Raw genomic sequence first — 16,891 nt, 5'->3', positions numbered from 1 at the left:
TCTGGAAAAGGATAACGTAAAGCGCCGTTAGCCGCTACATCGTCACTTAACAAGAATATGAGATGCTGCCAAGAACTTGCGATGCTTCTTTGTTAAGTTATGAGGTCTTGATTGAGGGAAATATTCATGAACTTAAAATCGATATCATTTTTGGCAGCAAGTGCAGCGTTGGTGTTTTCAAGCGTAGTAATGGCGAAATCTTACAGCACGCCAGATACCAAAGCGTTAGTCGTTGCAGATGGTAAACTAGGGCAGCGTGTTTGTTACTACGATGACAAAGCATACACAACAGGCTCTGTGCTGAATGTTGAGGGTGTACTACTGATGTGTACTGATGAGAATGATTTTGAAACCAACGGTTCACTGAAGTGGGTTGTGTTTCAACAGGACCAGAAATAGACCGGTTCATCAGAGATCAAAAAAGCGAGCCGTGTGCTCGCTTTACCTATCTAACGGTAAAATATAGACCTACCGATGAAATGTTGTGATTAACGCGCTAGAGAGCGAGTCTTAAGTTCAAAGATTAGCTTTTCAGCACTTACTTCAAACTTGAATCGAGCTGTTAGCTCTTTCGATTCTTCTGTTAGTTCAGAAACGTTGTATTCAACGCTGGCACTTACTGCTGTTGCCATTTCGATGTATTTCGCCAACTCAGCTTCTAGTGCTGCTTTAGTCTCTGCGAAAATCGTTACGTCGGCAACATCGTCACCTTCTTTGATGATAAAACCCATTTCACCAGCGCATCCGCAAGCTTCACATACTTGGTTTTGTTCTAATTCGACACTCATAACGAATCCTCTTGTAAATACTGTGGGTATTCTATCAGGTATTTGATCTCTATCTACAAAAATGAATGATTTTGGATAAAAAAGGCACGGTATGTTATGTTGTTAATGAGGGGTTAATTAAATTTATTAGAACTTCCTTAATAAAATTAGTGTGATATGTATCAATATTTAAAATCAATTAACCTAGATATTCGTGAGATTTTTGTCAGGTTAGTTGAACTAGTGGTTAATTTATAAGACTATTTCCGGATTAATTATTTTTACATAATTATCATTCTTAGTCTGTAAATAGTTTGGATGGATAAAATGGCGTAAGGTTTTGATGGAGTGGACTTTTCGCCATATTTTGGTTCATCAGTATTGACATAAATACCACTGTAAATTGCACGTTACGCAGTGCGGTTTAGTTATGATTGCTGCCTTAATTTTCATGTCAAGGACATACAGTACATAATTCTGAGGATGATTTCATTCTGGCCTCATTAAATGTGAGTTAGATGGATTTACAAAGAGAAGAGCTTAAAATATGCCAAAGCGTAGTAAAGAAGATACCGAAATCACTATCCAGAAGATCATGGATGCCGTTGTTGATCAGCTTCTAAGACTTGGTTATGACAAAATGTCTTACACCACGTTAAGTCAACAGACTGGTGTATCGCGTACAGGTATTAGCCACCATTTTCCTAAGAAAACGGATTTTACCGCCGCGCTAGACGGTCGTATCTTCAAAATGTTCGTTGAACACCTAGAATTTGACAAAGGTTTGGACGCGTTTTCGAAGAGCTGGGTCAAAGCCTTAGAAGATACTGAGTTCCTAGCGATTTTGCGTTTGTTGTTCCACCATATTGTCACTTCAGAAAGTGCACATGAGTTTGCTGCAAATGGTATTGACCGTTTGTACAAAATGGCTGAGAGTCAATTTGGTGCTGGTAGCGACAAAGAGTTAGAGTGGTTGATTGGTCGTTCGTTAATCCAAATGAGCAAATAACACTAGAACAAGAAAGCCCCGCAATCAATGCGGGGCTTTTTGTTTGTGTCTAACTTTGGGTTAAACTTAGCTACGCGAGTCAGAAAGTGAGTGCTCTTTCTATGCCGCCGCGTGGACTTGTGGGAAGTCCAGAGTAGGATGTTTGGTTACGATAGAGTTATAGCCATAAACCTGCTCAATGCGTTCTGGGGTTAGCGCATTCCATGGCGTGTCATCACAAACGAGCTTACCATCATGCAGCAACACTAAACGGTCTGCATATTGCGAGGCTAAGTTTAGATCGTGCAGTACAATGACCACCGCTGCATTATTCTCTTTTGCGGCCTCACGAGCGATTTTTAGTGTATTGTGCTGGTGGGCTAAATCCAGTGCAGACGTTGGCTCATCCAACATTAGAATCTTTCTATCACCTGATTGATGTAACTGTGTTAGTACACGAGCTAAGTGTAAACGCTGTTTCTCACCACCAGAGAGGGCAGGATAGAGATTATCGGCCAAATGCAGTACATCAGTTTGTGCCATATAGTGGAGCGCTAACTCAGACGTTTCTTTGTGACTGATAGAGAGAGGAATAGCGCCCAACTCGACCACCTCTTTCGCTAAGAATGGGAAAGTCAGAGTGCTGTGCTGAGGCAACATCGCAACGTGTTTGGCACTCTCAGCTGGCTCCCAATCGTTTTTCTGCTTACCAAAGAACTGGATGTCATTACGAGAAGGAATTTCGCCACACAGTATCTTGAGAAGCGTACTTTTACCTGCGCCATTTGGACCCAATAACGCAGTCACTTCTCCTGCACGAATATCAATACTGACGTTGTCTAGTACCACTCGGCTTCCGTACCTCATTGAGATATTTCTGCCAGACAAAACGATGTCGTTCATTACAGAATCTTCCCTTTTTGTTGGAACAGTAAGTAGATAAAGAACGGTGCGCCTATCAGAGCGGTGACAATACCGACAGGAAGTTCTGCAGGAGCCACCACTTTGCGAGCAAACATATCTGCCGCAGTAAGAAGCAATGCGCCCATCAGTGCTGAGATAGGAAGCAGTGAACGATGGTCAGGACCAGCAAGCATGCGACCTAAGTGAGGTATCACTAGGCCGATAAAGCCAATCGCACCGCTAATACTTACCGTTATACCGACACCCACTGCCGATAAAAGGATAAGTTGTCGTTTAAGCTTTTGAACGGGAACGCCAAGATGCTTAGCTTCTGACTCACCTAAGAGCAATGCGTTTAGTGACATGGCTTTTCTCTGGAACCAGAACATCAGTAGTACCAGTATCACGGCTGCTAAAGCAATCCCTGACCAGTTCGCGCCTGCTAACGAGCCCATCGACCAAAGCGTTAAGTCACGCAGCATTTGGTCGTCAGCAATAAAATTCATAAAACCAATAGCAGCGCCAGATAGTGCACTGATAGCGACACCAGCCAGTAGCATGATGGTTACTGAAGTACCAAACTTGTTTGTTCCTAGCCAGTAAACCAATACGGTTGTAAAAGCACCACCCAAGAAAGCGAAGAATGGTAGCGCCGCCAAGTTCATGAGTGTCGGATAGTTTTGGCTAAAGTCGGCAAATACAACAATGGCAAAAGCGCCACCAAGGGCTGCACCAGCGGAAACGCCGATGATGCCTGGTTCGGCAAGAGGGTTTCGGAACAACCCCTGCATCACGACACCACAGATAGCGAGGATCGCACCGATAAACATACAAAGAATGGTGCGTGGAAGGCGGATTTCATTGATGACTAACAGAATATTAGGAGCAAGGTCTGAACCAGACCCCGTCAAGCTTCGAAGGCTGTCTGCGAAGCTAATATTCATCGGACCTACCGTAATAGATGCTACTGCTACAAAGGCTAGAACGCCAGATAATGCCAGTAGGATGGTAGATAAAGGAACTCGTCTTAACAGCATTGAATCTCTCTATGGGTAAAGCAGCTCATTCAAACGCTTCGCTTCAGACAGGCTTTTAAGCCCTAAGCCGCCAACCAGCGCATGACCATCGATTGTTACGAACCTTTTGTTTATGCCAGCAGGTGTTGCGGCAAGCAGAGGCATCGCTTTCAAAATAGCGTCCGCCCCACCCATGGTTTGGTAGCTACGGCCACTCACAAGAATCACATCTGGCTGCATCTCAACCATTGCTTCTGTAGATAGCGGTTTGTATGAAGAGAGTTTACTCGCTGCTGGGTTTTCACCACCCGCTAACTGAATGATTGCATTGGGCGTAGTTTCAGATCCCGCGACGTTTGCTGGGCGACCTTCGTGAATCAGTAGGAAAAGTACCTTTTTCTTGTTAGCTTTCGTAGGTTGGTTGCTTTCAAGTGCTTCCACTTGCGCTCTAACTTCTGTTTTTAGTGTTGTAGCTTGAGTTTCACGATGCATTATGGCCCCAATTTGGTCGATACGGTCAACCAAACCTTCCACGTTTGCTTGTGTGTTGACGACCTCGACATCAATGCCCGCAGATTTCAATTGCTCTAGCGTGGTGTTTGGTCCCATCTCATCCGAACCAATCAATTTAGTTGGGCTTAATCCTAGTAGACCTTCAGCAGACAGACTGCGGTGGTAACCAACTTTTGGCAGCTCCATTCCATCTGGTAGTTGGCTTGTTACGTCTACGGCGACAAGGCTGTCTTGTGCATCAAGAGCAATCAGCAGTTCAGTCACAGCACTGCCCGCACTGACAACACGCTCAGGTAATGGGGCTTCGTTGGCAAACAGACTCGCACTGGCAAGCATAGTTATAGCTGTAGCCAATGCGGCACGAATGGGCGAAATAGTGTTTTTCATTTGTGTATTCTCAATCTTGTGTTCTTCTATTGCGACTCTTCAGTGAGTAGTTGAGTCGCTTGAATTCCGTTTTCTTGTAAAAAGCCAAGAAGCTTAACCAGCGATTGAATATCGGCGGTTTTTTCCGCGCCAATCACGATAGGCTTGTCAGTTGATTTGCTCTCTTCTAATAGAGCCAGCGTAAAGTTTTCCCAATTGATGTACGCCTTACCGTTGATTGCCCAGTGCGGTTCTTCTTTGAGGATGTTTACTGTAATCGACTCTTTGTCCACCTCAGCTACCGCTTGTGAATCGGTACTGGGTAGGTTCACGTCGAGGGAATCTAACTTCACCGCCGCAGTGAGCATCAAAAACACCATCACGATGAAAATGATATCGAGCAGCGGGGTTAAGTCTGGCGTTAAACCGTGACTGTGATTATCTTGCGGACCCTTAATCATGAGTTTCTCGCTTCAACATGATTTGCCACAGTCGCGATTTCTTTGTGGCTTTCTGGAGAAACGTGTTGCAGAGAAATGCCTTCAAGCCAAAGGTTCACATAGTTGAGCGTGTGCTCAAGCTTAGCGATCACACGATCAGCCCAAAGGCCAAGAAGTTGCGCGCCAGAAATGGCAGGTAATGCAATGATCAAACCTGCTGCCGTTGTACGCATCGCAAGGCCCAGACCATCAGCCAAATCGTTTGGTGTGATGTTGCCTGTGGAAGAGGCAATGCCTTTAAACATGTCAATTAGGCCAAGTACTGTTCCTAACAGACCAATCAGAGGGCTGATCACGCCAATCAACGTTAGTAGGCGAAGGCCTGAGTGCAACTGATGACGCTTTTCTTGAAGCCAAATGCCAGCGGCATCCTCACGTAATGACTTAGAAAAAGAGTGGTGAGCGAGCAACATAGCGACACCGCGATAGAGTAAAGGGCGTTTGCCTGAAAGCTCGTCCGCTAGCGCTTCAATATCTTTATTTTTGGTTGGATCAAGATTGGTCAGCTTCTGACGAATGGCACGCTTCCCCACGCCTAAGCTAATGAATACTTGAAAGAGTCTTTCCGCAATGATCATGACTGTAAGTGCAGAGCAAATAATTAAAGGCCAAGTCATAAGACCAAATTGGGTTTGTAAATGTTGTAGCTGTTCCATTATCCATCCAACTTAAAACGAACTGGGATTTGAACTCGGTGAGCAACTTTTTGCCCACCAGAAATATGAGGAGAGAATTGCCATTGTTTGATGGCTCGTAGTGCAGAAACATCAAGCATCTGTGCGCCTGAAGATTCAATTAGCACTTGTTTAATCTGGTTGCCGTTTGCATCTAGCCACACTTCATAGAGAGCGACCCCCTCAATACCGCGTTTGCGAGCTGAACGTGGGTAACGTGGCTGAACTGGCTGGGAGACAAAAGCCGGTTTATCAATCATGACGGGCTGTGCGCTGGCCCCTTTTGATTGATTCGCAGGTGCCGCTTGTTGCTGTTGAACTGGTTCCTGCACGACTTTTTCGGTCACTTTTTCTTTGGGTTGCGGATCTTTTTTCGCAACTGGCTTTGGTGGTTGAGCTTTTTTAACTGGCTTGGGTTTCGTTTCAACCGGCTTCTTTTTAACTGCTTCTTTCTTTACGACCGGCTTTTCTACGACCTTTTTAACCGGCTTAGGCTCTGGCTTTGGTTGAGGTTTTTTTTGTAGCTCTGGTTGTTTTTCTTCTACTACTTCTTGTGGCGTCGGTTCAGCTTGGACTGATTTGGGAGCCGAGACTAAATTAAGGCTTACCGAGCTAGTAGGATTACCTGCAGGCATTGCAAACACCTTTGTCTCTTGGGAGACAAAAAGAAGCGCAGCGTGCACCACGAGAGAGGCGCCTCCGGCAATGGCATATCTTTTTACGTTCACGGGTAAATCTCGGTAGTAGGAATCATTATCAACTGGGAAGATTATTACTCGAAAAGGAAATAAGATCAATTATCAATTGCATTATCATTACGTGCAAATTATGATCTTTGCAGTTTTTTTGAAATGAGCCTCAAACCTTTATGTGGTGGGCTTTAAGTGAGTAAATATGAGCGTCGAGATTTATAAATTTGACGAATCAATTCTTGGAAGTGATAGCCCCGATCCGCTGCGTTTTGCGTTTGTGAAAAAACACTCTGCGCACGCGGGTGGTAGCAGCATACCTGTACCACCGCCGCAACAAGATGACATTCTGTCGCGGATCACTTCAGAAGCAGCAAAGAACAACAAACGCTGTCTGTATATTCATGTGCCGTTCTGCCGTGTACGTTGTACTTTCTGTAACTTCTTCCAAAACGCTGCCAGCCGTAAGTTAGTCGATGAGTACTTTGATGCTCTGATGAAAGAGTTGAGAGAGAAGGCGGCAATGCCTTGGACACAAAGTGGCATCTTCCATGCGGTTTATATTGGTGGTGGCACGCCAACCGATTTATCTCCTGAGCAGATTCGTATTCTTGGCCAGACTATTCACGACTATTTCCCTTTGGCTGCGGACTGCGAAATTACCCTTGAAGGACGCATTAATCGCTTTACTGACGAGTTGTATCAGGGAGCGCTAGACGGTGGCTTTAACCGCTTCTCCTTTGGTGTGCAAAGTTTCAATACCCAAGTCCGTCGCAGTGCTAAGCGTCTGGACGAACGTGAAGATGTATTGAACCGTGTCAGTGAACTTGCCAAAGAGGACAAAATTCCCGTCATTATCGACCTGCTTTACGGCTTGCCTTACCAAACCAAAGAAGTGCTCGAACAAGACTTAAACGACTTTATGTCCACTGGCGCGCACGGTTTGGATCTATACCAACTGGTTGTTGGCGGAACAGCCCCAATGCTGAACCTAGTAGAGAAGGGCAAGATTCCACCACCTGCCACTACGCCAGAAAAAGCGGGCATGTACGAACTGGGCGTGAAATTCATGGCTAAGCACCACATGAAGCAGCTTAGCGTGAACCACTGGGCGATCGATAACCGTGAACGCAGCTTATACAACAGCCTAGCGAAGACCTATGCAGAAGTATTGCCTGTCGGTTGTGGTGCGGGCGGTAACATAGGTGGTTACGGCATGATGCTGCACCGCACGCTAGACACTTACGTTAAAGCTGTAAATGAAGGGCAGAGCACCATCGCAATGATGATGAAGCAAAGCCCACTTGAGCCGCTATTCTCAGCGCTGAAGTCGGGTTTTGATCGAGGCATTGTTCAAGCAAGCAAACTCCCAGCATTTATGGGCGAAGACACCTTCAGTTTCCTGATGTCACTATTCAAAGTTTGGCATGACAAGGGCTTAGTTGAGCTACAAGAGCGCAGTTTAGTACTGACGTTAGCAGGTAGCTTCTGGGCGGTGTCTCTGGCTCAGGCATGTATTCAGGTACTGACTTCTGAAATGAACGAAAACGTACCAAAAGTATCTAATAATTAATCTGAAAGAAATGGAAAAAACAATGGAATCAATCAAGCAACAGGTCGAAACTCTACTAGAGCAAGAGCCACAACTATTACCTGCTGGCATGGCAGAACGTCTTGGTGTATCAGAGTTTGAAGTGGTAGCTGCACTCCCTCAAGAGATGGTTGCAGTTGCTCCGGGTGAGCAAGCTCAGAGCATTTTAGAAGGTCTTGTTGGCTTTGGCCCTGTAACGACTATTGTTCACTCTTTTGGTTCTATCTTTGAAGTAAAAGCACCGTTCCCGAAAGGTAAAATTGCGCATGGTTACTACAACCTGATGGGCAGAGAAGGTGAGCTTCACGGTCACTTGAAACTTGATAACGTGAGAAACGTAGCGCTAGTGAGTAAGCCATTTAGAGGGCGTGAGAGCCACTACTTTGGCTTCTTCTCTGAATGCGGCAGCAATATCTTCAAGATTTATCTAGGCCGTAACGAAAAACGTGAACTGATTGAAGATCAAGTAACGGCCTTCCGTGCAATGCAAGTAGAGCTGAAAAAGTAGTCTCGCATCAACATGACGCTGCATTTAACGCGAATCCGTTAGAGCAGTGTCGTTTTGTTAAAGAATAACTGGGTTATAACTCGGAATAACATACAAGTAAAGTTAGGTATCAAAATGGATCAGCAAGTTAAACAAGAGCGTTTACAAGGTCGTCTAGGACCAGAAATTAAAGAGTTTCGTCAGGAGCGTCGTACCATTCAATTGGCAACCGTTGATGCGGAAGGCCGTCCAAATGTCAGCTACGCGCCGTACGTTCAAAACCAGGAAGGTTACTTCGTTCTTATTTCTCAGATCGCTCGTCACGCACGTAACCTACTAGAGAATCCGAACGTATCTTTGATGATGATTGAAGACGAAGATTCGTCGAAGCAGTTGTTCGCCCGTAAGCGTCTAACGTTTGATGCTGTTGCAACGGTTGTTGAGCGTGATACAGAGATGTGGCAACAAGTGGTTGGTCAAATGAAAGATCGTTTTGGCGAAATCATCGATGGCCTGAGCCAACTGGAAGACTTTGTACTGTTCAACTTGAAGGCAGAACAAGGTTTATTCGTGAAAGGCTTTGGTCAAGCTTACCAAGTTTCGGGTGATGATCTGGTTGATTTCGTTCACCTTCAAGAAGGTCACAAGAAAATCGAAAGCGCATAGCGGGCTTTCTAATTTATGTTTGTCCAAAGGGATGTGATTGCCCAAAGGGAGTTAGGTTATACTGACTCCCTTTTTTATTTGAACCAAAGCACAGAGAAAGAGCATGAGACCAGTAAGCAAGGAACTTGGCGAGATTTGTTACCCATTCATCTATGAAGACAGTCCGGTCTGTGATTTTGAGATTACTGCAGATGAACTGTGCAGCCGTATTGGACTTATCCTGTCGATGGAGTTGGATGACTTTAGCCGCGACATACTGACTCGAATGCAGCCAAACGTATACCATGTGAATGGCTCTATTCGCGGAAAGCTCGCGATTACAGAAGCGGAAGTCGATGAGCTAAAGGCCGATTACGATACTATCAAGGCTCGTATCGACGGCGGTTTTAAAGGGTTTGTGCTTCCTGGTGGTCACCCAACTTCCAGTCAACTGCATCTATGCCGCTGCCAAGCGAAGAAGGTGGTTCGTGCATTGGTTGCGGTTGAGCATTCAGGCAAGAAGCAACCCGACTCGATTTTGTTCCGTTATTCAAACCTGCTTGCGAATGTGCTCTATAGTCTTGCGTCTTACATCAACCATATTTATCAAGTTGAAGAAACCGAGTTTGTGTCTCGCAGCTACACAATGCCAAGTAAATAACGAGACACGTTGAAAGAACTAAGAAGCCATAGCTTTTGCTTCGAGCTCTTTTGCACCGCGCAGCATCGCCTCAATCAATTCGCCTGCATTGAATTTTTCCAATGCTTCATGGGCGCCTACTTGGTGTGCTCGGTCGACACAAATCTCGCTGGAGAGTGAGGTGTGAAGAATACGGTAAGAGTTGTTCAACGCGGAATCATTTTGAACTTCAAACGCAAGTTCGTAACCGTCCAATCCTGGCATTTCAATATCGCTCACTAGAAGATCAATAGGGCGGTTGGCTTCAGCATCTCGTTTCATTAAGTCGAGCGCATCGGTACCGTTCTTACAAATCTGGTAAGGGATGTTGATGCGGTCTAATGCATCGCTTAATTGTTTACGCGCAATCGAGGAATCGTCCACCAAAAGGATGTTAAGGGCTTTCAGACGTTCACGTTCGATGTCCGTCAGCATCGGAATCTTGGTGTTTTCATATTGAGGGTAGATCTTCGAGAGAAGAAGCTCCACGTCCAACATTTGGACGATTTTTTCTTCATAGCGAGTAATGCCCGTGACAAAGATATTGTGACCGGCGCTTGATGGTGGTGTTTCAATGGTTTTCCAATCACATTCAATGATTTTCTCAATACTCCGAACCATGAAAGCCACAACAGTGCGCAAGCAATCCGTCACAATCAAGTAGCAGTTTTGGTATTCCTCTTGCTGAATTGGGCGAAATCCAATGGCGGCAGACATATCAATCACTGGCACTGTCAAATCACGAATCGTGACCGTTCCAATCACATGGTGATGAGAATATGGAATCTTGGTTGTTGGCATGTAAGGAACAATCTCACGGACTTTAAGTGTGCCAATTGCGAAGTTCTGTTGCAGGGTGAGTTTAAACACCAACATGCCTTGAGATTGGTTCGCTTTACTTGCGACTTTTGCCATGAAGATAACCTTATCAATATCACTGATTTATGCATTTAATCTAATCTTATAAGGCGGCAGCTTCAACCGTAGAGCATGGAAAAGTGAGCTTTTTAGGAAATAGCGCAAATTACAAGTGAAATTGAATTGGGTAACGGCCAAGTTTTCATCAAATTACCAGATGGCGTTGACCATAAAAGAATAAGATAAGGACGGCATTAGAGAAATTATTGCGATATTGAAGCGATTCGGTAAACTTGCGCCACCCGAACAGTGAGAGACAGACATATGGCAAATACAGCAGCCGCTTTACACATTCTTGTAAAGCATAAAGAACAAGCTGAAGACATCATCCAGCAGCTTAAAAAAGGTGCTAAATTCCAGACATTGGCTAAGAAATGCTCGACTTGCCCATCTGGTAAACGTGGTGGCGACCTAGGTGAGTTTCGCCGCGGTCAGATGGTGCCACAGTTCGATAAAGTTTGTTTTTCAGGCGAGGTTCTAACGCCACACCTAGTCAAAACCAAATTCGGTTGGCACGTTGTGAAGGTGCTATACCGCACTTAAAATATAGCGCGTTTATCGCGCTATCTTTGTATCTACAGCTCTTCATTCGTACTCAGAACTTGTCTTTTATAAGCGCTTTTGTCGACTTTCCTAGTCATCTTTAACGGCACCAACTGTGACGTAATCAGCACTTTATCTCACTTAAATATTTGTTACATATCGAGTGGATTCTCTATTTTCATGTTGTTCTTGCGCTAAGGAGTATGAGTGAGGTGAGAAGTTAAAAGGTGAGGCTTTTGCTAAGTCTTTTATAAAACAACAGCTTACCTTTGGTTTCTCATGGGGTTGATGATAGCTTAGGCGCAAATAAGGCTTGTTAACCCTTTACGGGGGATGAGCTACGCCTTGTTTTTCCCCCTAGTAGAAATACAAAAGGGGTGAGGGCGGTTCGCTAATAGTTCTTATAATTTTGGCTATTGGATTCGCTCACGATGAATTCGAGTAACAATGGGTGAGCGGACGCGACGAGGAGAGAAACATGAGTGGCTTACAGGAAACGCAATCAACAGGTGCAAATGTTATCTTGCACGCTTTTGATTGGAAGTATGCTGACATTGCCCAACGCGCAGCGGAGATCAGCGAGCTAGGTTATGGCTCGGTATTGGTTTCTCCGCCCATGAAAAGCGCACAAGATGAACGCTGGTGGCAGCGTTACCAACCTCAAGATTATCGTGTTATCGACAATGCACTCGGTAATACTACAGATTTTAAAAACATGGTTGAAGCACTCAACCGTGTAGGTGTATTGGTTTACGCCGATGTCGTCTTTAATCACATGGCGAACGAAGCCCATTTACGCTCGGATTTACAATATCCACGCCAAGCCGTGATGGACGATTACCAGCAAAATGCAAGCAAGTATCAAGATTTGATTCTATTCGGTGACTTGTCAGAACCGCTGTTTGATGAGAATGACTTTGTTGAGGCCTTTGGAATCACAGATTGGAAAGACAAATGGGAAGTCCAGAACGGACGAATCACCGGAGGTTCGACAGATCCAGGCTTACCGACCTTGCGTGTTTGTCATCATGTTGTTGAGCAACAAAAAGCTTACTTGAAGGCGCTCAAGTCAATGGGTGTGAAGGGTTTCCGTATTGATGCCGCAAAGCACATGGCGCTAGAGCACCTAAAACAAGTGTGGACAGAAGAGATAACACGAGACGTGCATATCTTTGGTGAGATCATTACCGATGGCGGTGCGACGGAAGAAGAGTATGAAATCTTTTTAGAGCCGTATTTGAAAGAGACACGCCTAGGAGCCTACGATTTTCCGCTGTTCTCTACCATCTTTAAGGCGTTCTCTAAGAAGGGCAGTTTTAAGTCTTTGATCGACCCGTACTGTTTTGGTCAGGCTTTATCTAACCGTCGAGCTATTACTTTCGCAATCACTCATGATATTCCAAACAATGATGTATTCCTGGATTTGGTCATGGATGAAGAGAACGAATGGCTAGCGTATGCTTATATCTTAGGGCGTGACGGTGGTGTTCCGCTTATCTACACGGATTTGGATACCAGTGGTATCAGGGGCGTGGATGGTAAACCAAGATGGCAGAATGCGTGGAAGGACGCACGTATGGCAAAGATGTTGGCATTCCATAATCTTGTTCATGGCGAGCCAATGACGGTACTGGAAGGTAACGACGATATGTTAGTGCTTCAGCGAGGTGAGAAGGGCATTTTAGTGATGAACAAGTCATCACGACCGCAGTCACTCAAGCTTAGTGTCACTAATACGCTGGTAGATATGATGACTGGCGAAGATGTGCCGTGTGGTGAGGAAATCAAAGTCGCCGCCAAATCAGCAATGTTGCTTGTAGAGAGATAACGTTGCTCTGGGTGATAAAGTACAAGTGTTGAAATGCGCCGAGTACATCGGCGCTATTTTGATAGGTGTTATTGCCCAAATACCCTCAATTTCTGCCGCTTAGGCTATTTCGCTAAGTGCTGGCCCATCACACCATTGCCTTTTTCTGAGCGAGATGAAATGTGGCCAAACAGATTCGGTAAGTCGGCTTTGATAGTGTAGTTATGACCGTCATTTAACTTGTTAAAGTCGACGGAGTATTGGGTGTAACTGTCGTCATACTGGTAACGTACGTTCATTACTTTTTGGTCAAGGTTGTACACCAAACCATAGATGGTTGCGTAGCCACGCATTTCGCCATTATCAGTACGGTTTGCTGCACCCAATGGGATTTTGTAGGTCACGCTATCCAGTTTTGCAATGCCATTGGTGTAGCTGCTAGGCTCTTTATGGTGAACTAGTGAGGCAGTACCCGATTATATAAGCCCCAATCTTAATGAAATATCGCCATCATCAAGCACGCCATCTTCATGAAACCCGAACGCATGATATAGCTTGCTGGCTTGCTGATTGGTTGGTTTATGCATTGTGAGTAGGGTTTTACCGCCAAGTTGCTTCACCTCTTCTACAAGTATACTTAGTACCTGCTTTCCATAGCCTTTGTTTTGATGATCTTTATCGATCATAAAACGAAATAGCCAGTAAATGGAGTAATCGAGTGGTTCGTCTTCATGGCAAAACGCAAGTAAACCGATCACCGTCTCTTGCTCATAAATCACTTTCAACCGGTAGTCGGTTTCAAAGCGTGATTGAGCAATCGTAATCGCGTTGGAGGCAAGATTTTCTTCTTGGTCAGGATGCAGGTTGAGACGAATACAGTCTAGGTAGTTTTCTTTGGTGAGCTCTCTTAGTGAGATCATGAATACGAGATTCCTTCTTCCTTAAAGAAAAAGAAGTAAATCTTACTATTCAGTAAGGTAGCAAATGAGATAACTAACGGCGGCGTAAAGCTGTGAGAGAGTTCACAGATGGGCGGCGCCAAGGAAAGCCGCCAGGCTATTGGTATTTATTACGAGATGGGTGTTTACCATGAGGCTAGCACTTATCGCATGAAGAACTGTTTTGATTACAATCTGTCATTCGACCTTGCCTATCGAATGAGAAGCTACAACATTCTTCAAACCGCTTTTTCAATTCTACACGTCCTTTTTGAACACGTGATTTGAGAGTCGAATAACTGATACCTTGCTGTTCCGCTAGCTTCTTCTGGCTCATACCTTCAAGTTCAATATAAGACAGGAGTTGCGATTGCTCTTCTGGTAGCGCCTGCACAAACGGCGCAATGCACTTTGACAGTTCTTGTTTAAGGCTCGCTTCTTGTTCTTCAAACCAAAGATCGACAGCGACGAGGTTATTATCACGCTGATTTCGCTTACGTTTACGGTAGAAATCGATGATGGCGTTATTGGCGATTTGGAATAGCCATGATTTCACGCTTGATACGTCGCGAATGTCCCCAAGATTCTGATACGTCTTGAGTTAGATCTCTTGTTTTAAGTCGTCTACGTCATCTTCATTACTGACTTTAGAGCGTAAGAAAGCATGAATAGCGTGTTCGTATTCGCTCCAAGGTTAGCAGTTTTCATTGATGCAACACTCGTCGCGTAGGAAGCCAATCACCGTATCTAAGCACTCATACTCAGCAACACAGTACAAAGTACGACCTTCACGGCGCTGACTGATCAAGCCCGCTGAGGCAAGGCTCGAGATGTGATGAGAAAGAGTAGAGGCAGGAATGCCGAGTTTGTCTTGCACACCACCAACAGCGATACCTTCATAGCCGGCTTTAACCACCTCTTTATAGATACATAAACGGGTAGGGTGTCCTAGCTCTTTGAGCGCTTTTGCTACAGCTTCGAGTTCCATGCTGACCTCTTGGAATGACTGACGATAAATACATTTCGATGATAGTGAAAGTGTAGATGAATAGCAAACAAGAAAATTTCAATACCTAATTAATTGATTAGTAAGGTTTAAAATTATATTTCGTCATTTATCGAAATATGATGGTTGACGCATCGGTTTTTAATTCTATAATTCGAGAAAAATAGAAATTAAGAGTTCAGCTTCATTAGGACATTTACGGTTACTGATGCGACATCAGTAGGAGATAAAATATGAATCCAGAAATCATGACCATGGCTAAAGAAGCGCTTGATATGTTTGCGTTTCTTGCAACCGAACTCATCATCCTATTCCTAGCGATTAGTTACATTGTGGGTGTGTTACAAGATTTTCTAACGCCAGAAAAAATTCAATCTATCTTGAGTTCTAAAAAGGGTAAGGGCTACTTCATTGCAGCTTTGCTAGGTTCGATTACGCCTTTCTGCTCGTGTTCAACCATTCCTTTCTTAAAAGGCTTGTTGCGTGCAAGAGCAGGTTTTGGACCTATGATGGTGTTCCTATTTGCTAGCCCACTGCTTAACCCTGTGATTATTGGTTTGTTTGTGGTGACTTTTGGCTGGCAACTTGCAGTATTCTATTTTGCTGTAGCGATGGCAGTGTCTGTAGTTGCAGGTTATGTACTTGAAAAGCTGGGGTTTGAGCGCTACGTAAAGCCAGAAGCGTACGAAGCATCAGGCACCTCTTCATGTGGTACATCTTGCGGTGATTCAAGCAAGAAAAAAGAACAAGCGAAACCAGTATCAAACTGCAGTACCAGCACTTGTGGCGAGTCTGCACCAGTTGCAGCAAAAACATCTTGTTGTGGTGATAGCGCACCAAAAGCAGAGCCAAAAGTGGAAGTGTCTTGCTGTTCATCAGATGGTACTGCGACAGCAACGATGGTCGAAGAGAAGAAACCAAACCGTTGGGTTCGTATTTGGCACTCTACTTGGAAAGACTTTAAACAAGTGTTCCCTTACCTAATGATGGGTATTGCGATTGGTTCATTCATTTATGGCTTCATCCCAACGGATCTTATTGCGGAATACGCGGGTGAAGGCAAGTGGTATGCGATTCCAGTCGCTGCAATTATTGGTATTCCGTTGTACATTCGTGCTGAGGCTGTGATTCCACTAAGCGCTGCTTTAGTACAAAAAGGCATGGCATTAGGTTCAGTCATGGCACTTATCATTGGTAGCGCAGGCGCAAGTCTTACAGAAGTGATTTTATTGAAATCAATCTTTAAGAACCAAATGATTGCATCCTTCCTATTTGTCATCCTAAGCATGGCAATGGGGGCCGGTTACTTGTATACCTTTATCTTCGCTTAATCGAAGTAAAACTGAATAAGTAAGCTCGCTTAAAAAAATCCCCAAGTCAGACTTGGGGATTTCTTTATTGTTATCGCTTAATGCTTATCGCTCGCCAAGCACTTCGAACTCATCGTAAGTAAGACGAGACTTGCCATCTTCTTGAACTTCCCACAATTCTTTGTGTACCACGCCGAACGCTTTGTTCATCGTCCAATCTGACGTAAGAATGTAGCCATTTTCGCTGTCTTTTTCCCACTTAGTGTTGGTGTAATCGACGCTATTGAAGCCTTGGTCCATGATGTTTTGCCAAAAACCTTGGATCGCTTCGCGTCCTTCAAATGTGCCAAATGGTTTTGCTACCATAATGCAGTCTTCAGTGTACTGCGCCGCACAACCTGCAGCATCTTGATTGTTAAAAGCGATTTGCCATTCTGAGATACCTGCTTGTGCACGTTCTAAAGCTGATTGAGTCATTCTGAATTTCCTGTGATTGGTGTTTGTTTATGTGGCAATCATAGGGTTAGAATTGAAACTGAAAAACAAATAAA

20 protein-coding genes and 2 pseudogenes are annotated in these 16,891 nt (G+C 44.5%); 9 read left to right on the top strand and 13 right to left on the bottom strand.

The features are described 5' to 3' along the window. Positions 1-126: 126 nt before the first annotated feature. Complete coding sequence (locus A8140_RS20655; RefSeq protein ID WP_005529782.1) at positions 127-399, top strand: YnjH family protein; 273 nt, start codon at positions 127-129, stop codon at positions 397-399. Positions 400-488: 89 nt separating this feature from the next. Here A8140_RS20655 and A8140_RS20650 read toward each other — a convergent pair whose 3' ends face one another. Then, positions 489-788 (bottom strand): YfcZ/YiiS family protein, encoded by a 300-nt coding sequence (locus A8140_RS20650; protein WP_005529784.1) that lies wholly within the window; start codon positions 786-788, stop codon positions 489-491. 526 nt (positions 789-1,314) lie between these two features. On the opposite strand from A8140_RS20650, the gene A8140_RS20645 reads away from it, so the two are divergent. Continuing rightward, positions 1,315-1,776, top strand: coding sequence for a TetR/AcrR family transcriptional regulator (locus tag A8140_RS20645; protein ID WP_005529786.1), 462 nt, complete (start codon positions 1,315-1,317; stop codon positions 1,774-1,776). 99 nt (positions 1,777-1,875) lie between these two features. Here A8140_RS20645 and A8140_RS20640 read toward each other — a convergent pair whose 3' ends face one another. From A8140_RS20640 to A8140_RS20615, 6 genes are read right to left on the bottom strand one after another with little or no spacing between them, the layout of a single operon-like run. Further along, positions 1,876-2,658 carry a heme ABC transporter ATP-binding protein gene (locus A8140_RS20640; RefSeq protein ID WP_005529788.1) on the bottom strand — a complete coding sequence of 261 codons (783 nt, stop codon included), beginning with the start codon at positions 2,656-2,658 and terminating at the stop codon, positions 1,876-1,878. Further along, on the bottom strand, positions 2,658-3,695 hold the full coding sequence (locus A8140_RS20635) for a FecCD family ABC transporter permease (RefSeq protein ID WP_005529791.1): 1,038 nt from the start codon (positions 3,693-3,695) through the stop codon (positions 2,658-2,660). Before A8140_RS20635 ends, A8140_RS20640 begins: the two co-directional genes overlap by 1 nt. Positions 3,696-3,704: 9 nt before the next feature. Next, positions 3,705-4,574: a heme/hemin ABC transporter substrate-binding protein gene (locus A8140_RS20630; RefSeq protein ID WP_005529793.1), complete on the bottom strand. Its 870-nt coding sequence runs from the start codon at positions 4,572-4,574 to the stop codon at positions 3,705-3,707. Positions 4,575-4,600: 26 nt separating this feature from the next. Further along, entirely contained in the window at positions 4,601-5,014 is a 414-nt protein-coding gene (locus A8140_RS20625; protein ID WP_005529795.1) for an ExbD/TolR family protein, read from the bottom strand. Beyond that, on the bottom strand, positions 5,011-5,709 hold the full coding sequence (locus A8140_RS20620) for a MotA/TolQ/ExbB proton channel family protein (RefSeq protein ID WP_005529797.1): 699 nt from the start codon (positions 5,707-5,709) through the stop codon (positions 5,011-5,013). Before A8140_RS20620 ends, A8140_RS20625 begins: the two co-directional genes overlap by 4 nt. Continuing rightward, a complete protein-coding gene (locus A8140_RS20615) occupies positions 5,709-6,455 on the bottom strand; it encodes an energy transducer TonB (RefSeq protein WP_169317550.1) in 747 nt (248 codons plus the stop codon). The genes A8140_RS20620 and A8140_RS20615 overlap by 1 nt, the downstream gene beginning before the upstream one ends. Before the next feature lie 166 nt (positions 6,456-6,621). Between A8140_RS20615 and hutW the strand changes: the two genes are divergently transcribed. The 4 genes from hutW (at position 6,622) to A8140_RS20595 (ending at position 9,800) form a co-directional block, all read left to right on the top strand. Then, positions 6,622-7,989: a heme anaerobic degradation radical SAM methyltransferase ChuW/HutW gene (hutW, locus tag A8140_RS20610; RefSeq protein ID WP_005529802.1), complete on the top strand. Its 1,368-nt coding sequence runs from the start codon at positions 6,622-6,624 to the stop codon at positions 7,987-7,989. Positions 7,990-8,011: 22 nt separating this feature from the next. Beyond that, positions 8,012-8,515, top strand: coding sequence for a heme utilization cystosolic carrier protein HutX (hutX, locus tag A8140_RS20605; protein ID WP_005529804.1), 504 nt, complete (start codon positions 8,012-8,014; stop codon positions 8,513-8,515). Positions 8,516-8,629: 114 nt separating this feature from the next. Further along, positions 8,630-9,160: a heme utilization protein HutZ gene (gene hutZ, locus A8140_RS20600; protein WP_005433525.1), complete on the top strand. Its 531-nt coding sequence runs from the start codon at positions 8,630-8,632 to the stop codon at positions 9,158-9,160. 103 nt (positions 9,161-9,263) lie between these two features. After that, entirely contained in the window at positions 9,264-9,800 is a 537-nt protein-coding gene (locus A8140_RS20595) for an ATP:cob(I)alamin adenosyltransferase (protein ID WP_005529806.1), read from the top strand. 18 nt (positions 9,801-9,818) lie between these two features. Here the strand turns inward: A8140_RS20595 and A8140_RS20590 are convergent, their stop codons facing one another. Continuing rightward, positions 9,819-10,733 (bottom strand): chemotaxis protein, encoded by a 915-nt coding sequence (locus tag A8140_RS20590; protein ID WP_005529808.1) that lies wholly within the window; start codon positions 10,731-10,733, stop codon positions 9,819-9,821. A 252-nt stretch (positions 10,734-10,985) separates the two neighbouring features. Here A8140_RS20590 and ppiC point away from each other — a divergent pair, with 252 nt between their 5' ends. Both ppiC and A8140_RS20580 read left to right on the top strand, forming a co-directional pair. After that, positions 10,986-11,279, top strand: a complete 294-nt coding sequence (gene ppiC, locus A8140_RS20585) for a peptidylprolyl isomerase PpiC (RefSeq protein WP_227740704.1) — start codon at positions 10,986-10,988, stop codon at positions 11,277-11,279. 478 nt (positions 11,280-11,757) lie between these two features. Further along, on the top strand, positions 11,758-13,107 hold the full coding sequence (locus A8140_RS20580) for an alpha-amylase family protein (protein WP_005529812.1): 1,350 nt from the start codon (positions 11,758-11,760) through the stop codon (positions 13,105-13,107). Positions 13,108-13,211: 104 nt separating this feature from the next. Here A8140_RS20580 and A8140_RS20575 read toward each other — a convergent pair. From A8140_RS20575 to A8140_RS20560, 4 genes and pseudogenes are all read right to left on the bottom strand, one after another. Further along, positions 13,212-13,535, bottom strand: a pseudogene (locus A8140_RS20575) (linear amide C-N hydrolase); the annotation flags it as partial. Positions 13,536-13,562: 27 nt separating this feature from the next. Continuing rightward, positions 13,563-14,006 carry a GNAT family N-acetyltransferase gene (locus A8140_RS20570; RefSeq protein ID WP_005529816.1) on the bottom strand — a complete coding sequence of 148 codons (444 nt, stop codon included), beginning with the start codon at positions 14,004-14,006 and terminating at the stop codon, positions 13,563-13,565. Between the two features lie 175 nt (positions 14,007-14,181). After that, positions 14,182-14,694: pseudogene (gene sigZ / locus A8140_RS20565) on the bottom strand (RNA polymerase sigma factor SigZ). Positions 14,695-14,718: 24 nt separating this feature from the next. Then, positions 14,719-15,012, bottom strand: coding sequence for an ArsR/SmtB family transcription factor (locus A8140_RS20560; protein ID WP_005433559.1), 294 nt, complete (start codon positions 15,010-15,012; stop codon positions 14,719-14,721). Positions 15,013-15,263: 251 nt separating this feature from the next. Between A8140_RS20560 and A8140_RS20555 the strand changes: the two genes are divergently transcribed. Then, positions 15,264-16,361 carry a permease gene (locus tag A8140_RS20555; protein WP_005529820.1) on the top strand — a complete coding sequence of 366 codons (1,098 nt, stop codon included), beginning with the start codon at positions 15,264-15,266 and terminating at the stop codon, positions 16,359-16,361. Positions 16,362-16,445: 84 nt separating this feature from the next. On the opposite strand, the gene A8140_RS20550 is transcribed toward A8140_RS20555, so the two are convergent. Further along, positions 16,446-16,817: a YybH family protein gene (locus A8140_RS20550; RefSeq protein WP_005529822.1), complete on the bottom strand. Its 372-nt coding sequence runs from the start codon at positions 16,815-16,817 to the stop codon at positions 16,446-16,448. Between the last annotated feature and the right edge of the window lie 74 nt (positions 16,818-16,891).

Source organism: Vibrio campbellii CAIM 519 = NBRC 15631 = ATCC 25920 (assembly GCF_002163755.1).
GTDB classification, from domain to species: domain Bacteria; phylum Pseudomonadota; class Gammaproteobacteria; order Enterobacterales; family Vibrionaceae; genus Vibrio; species Vibrio campbellii.
This window is presented reverse-complemented; position numbering and strand designations above follow the sequence as displayed.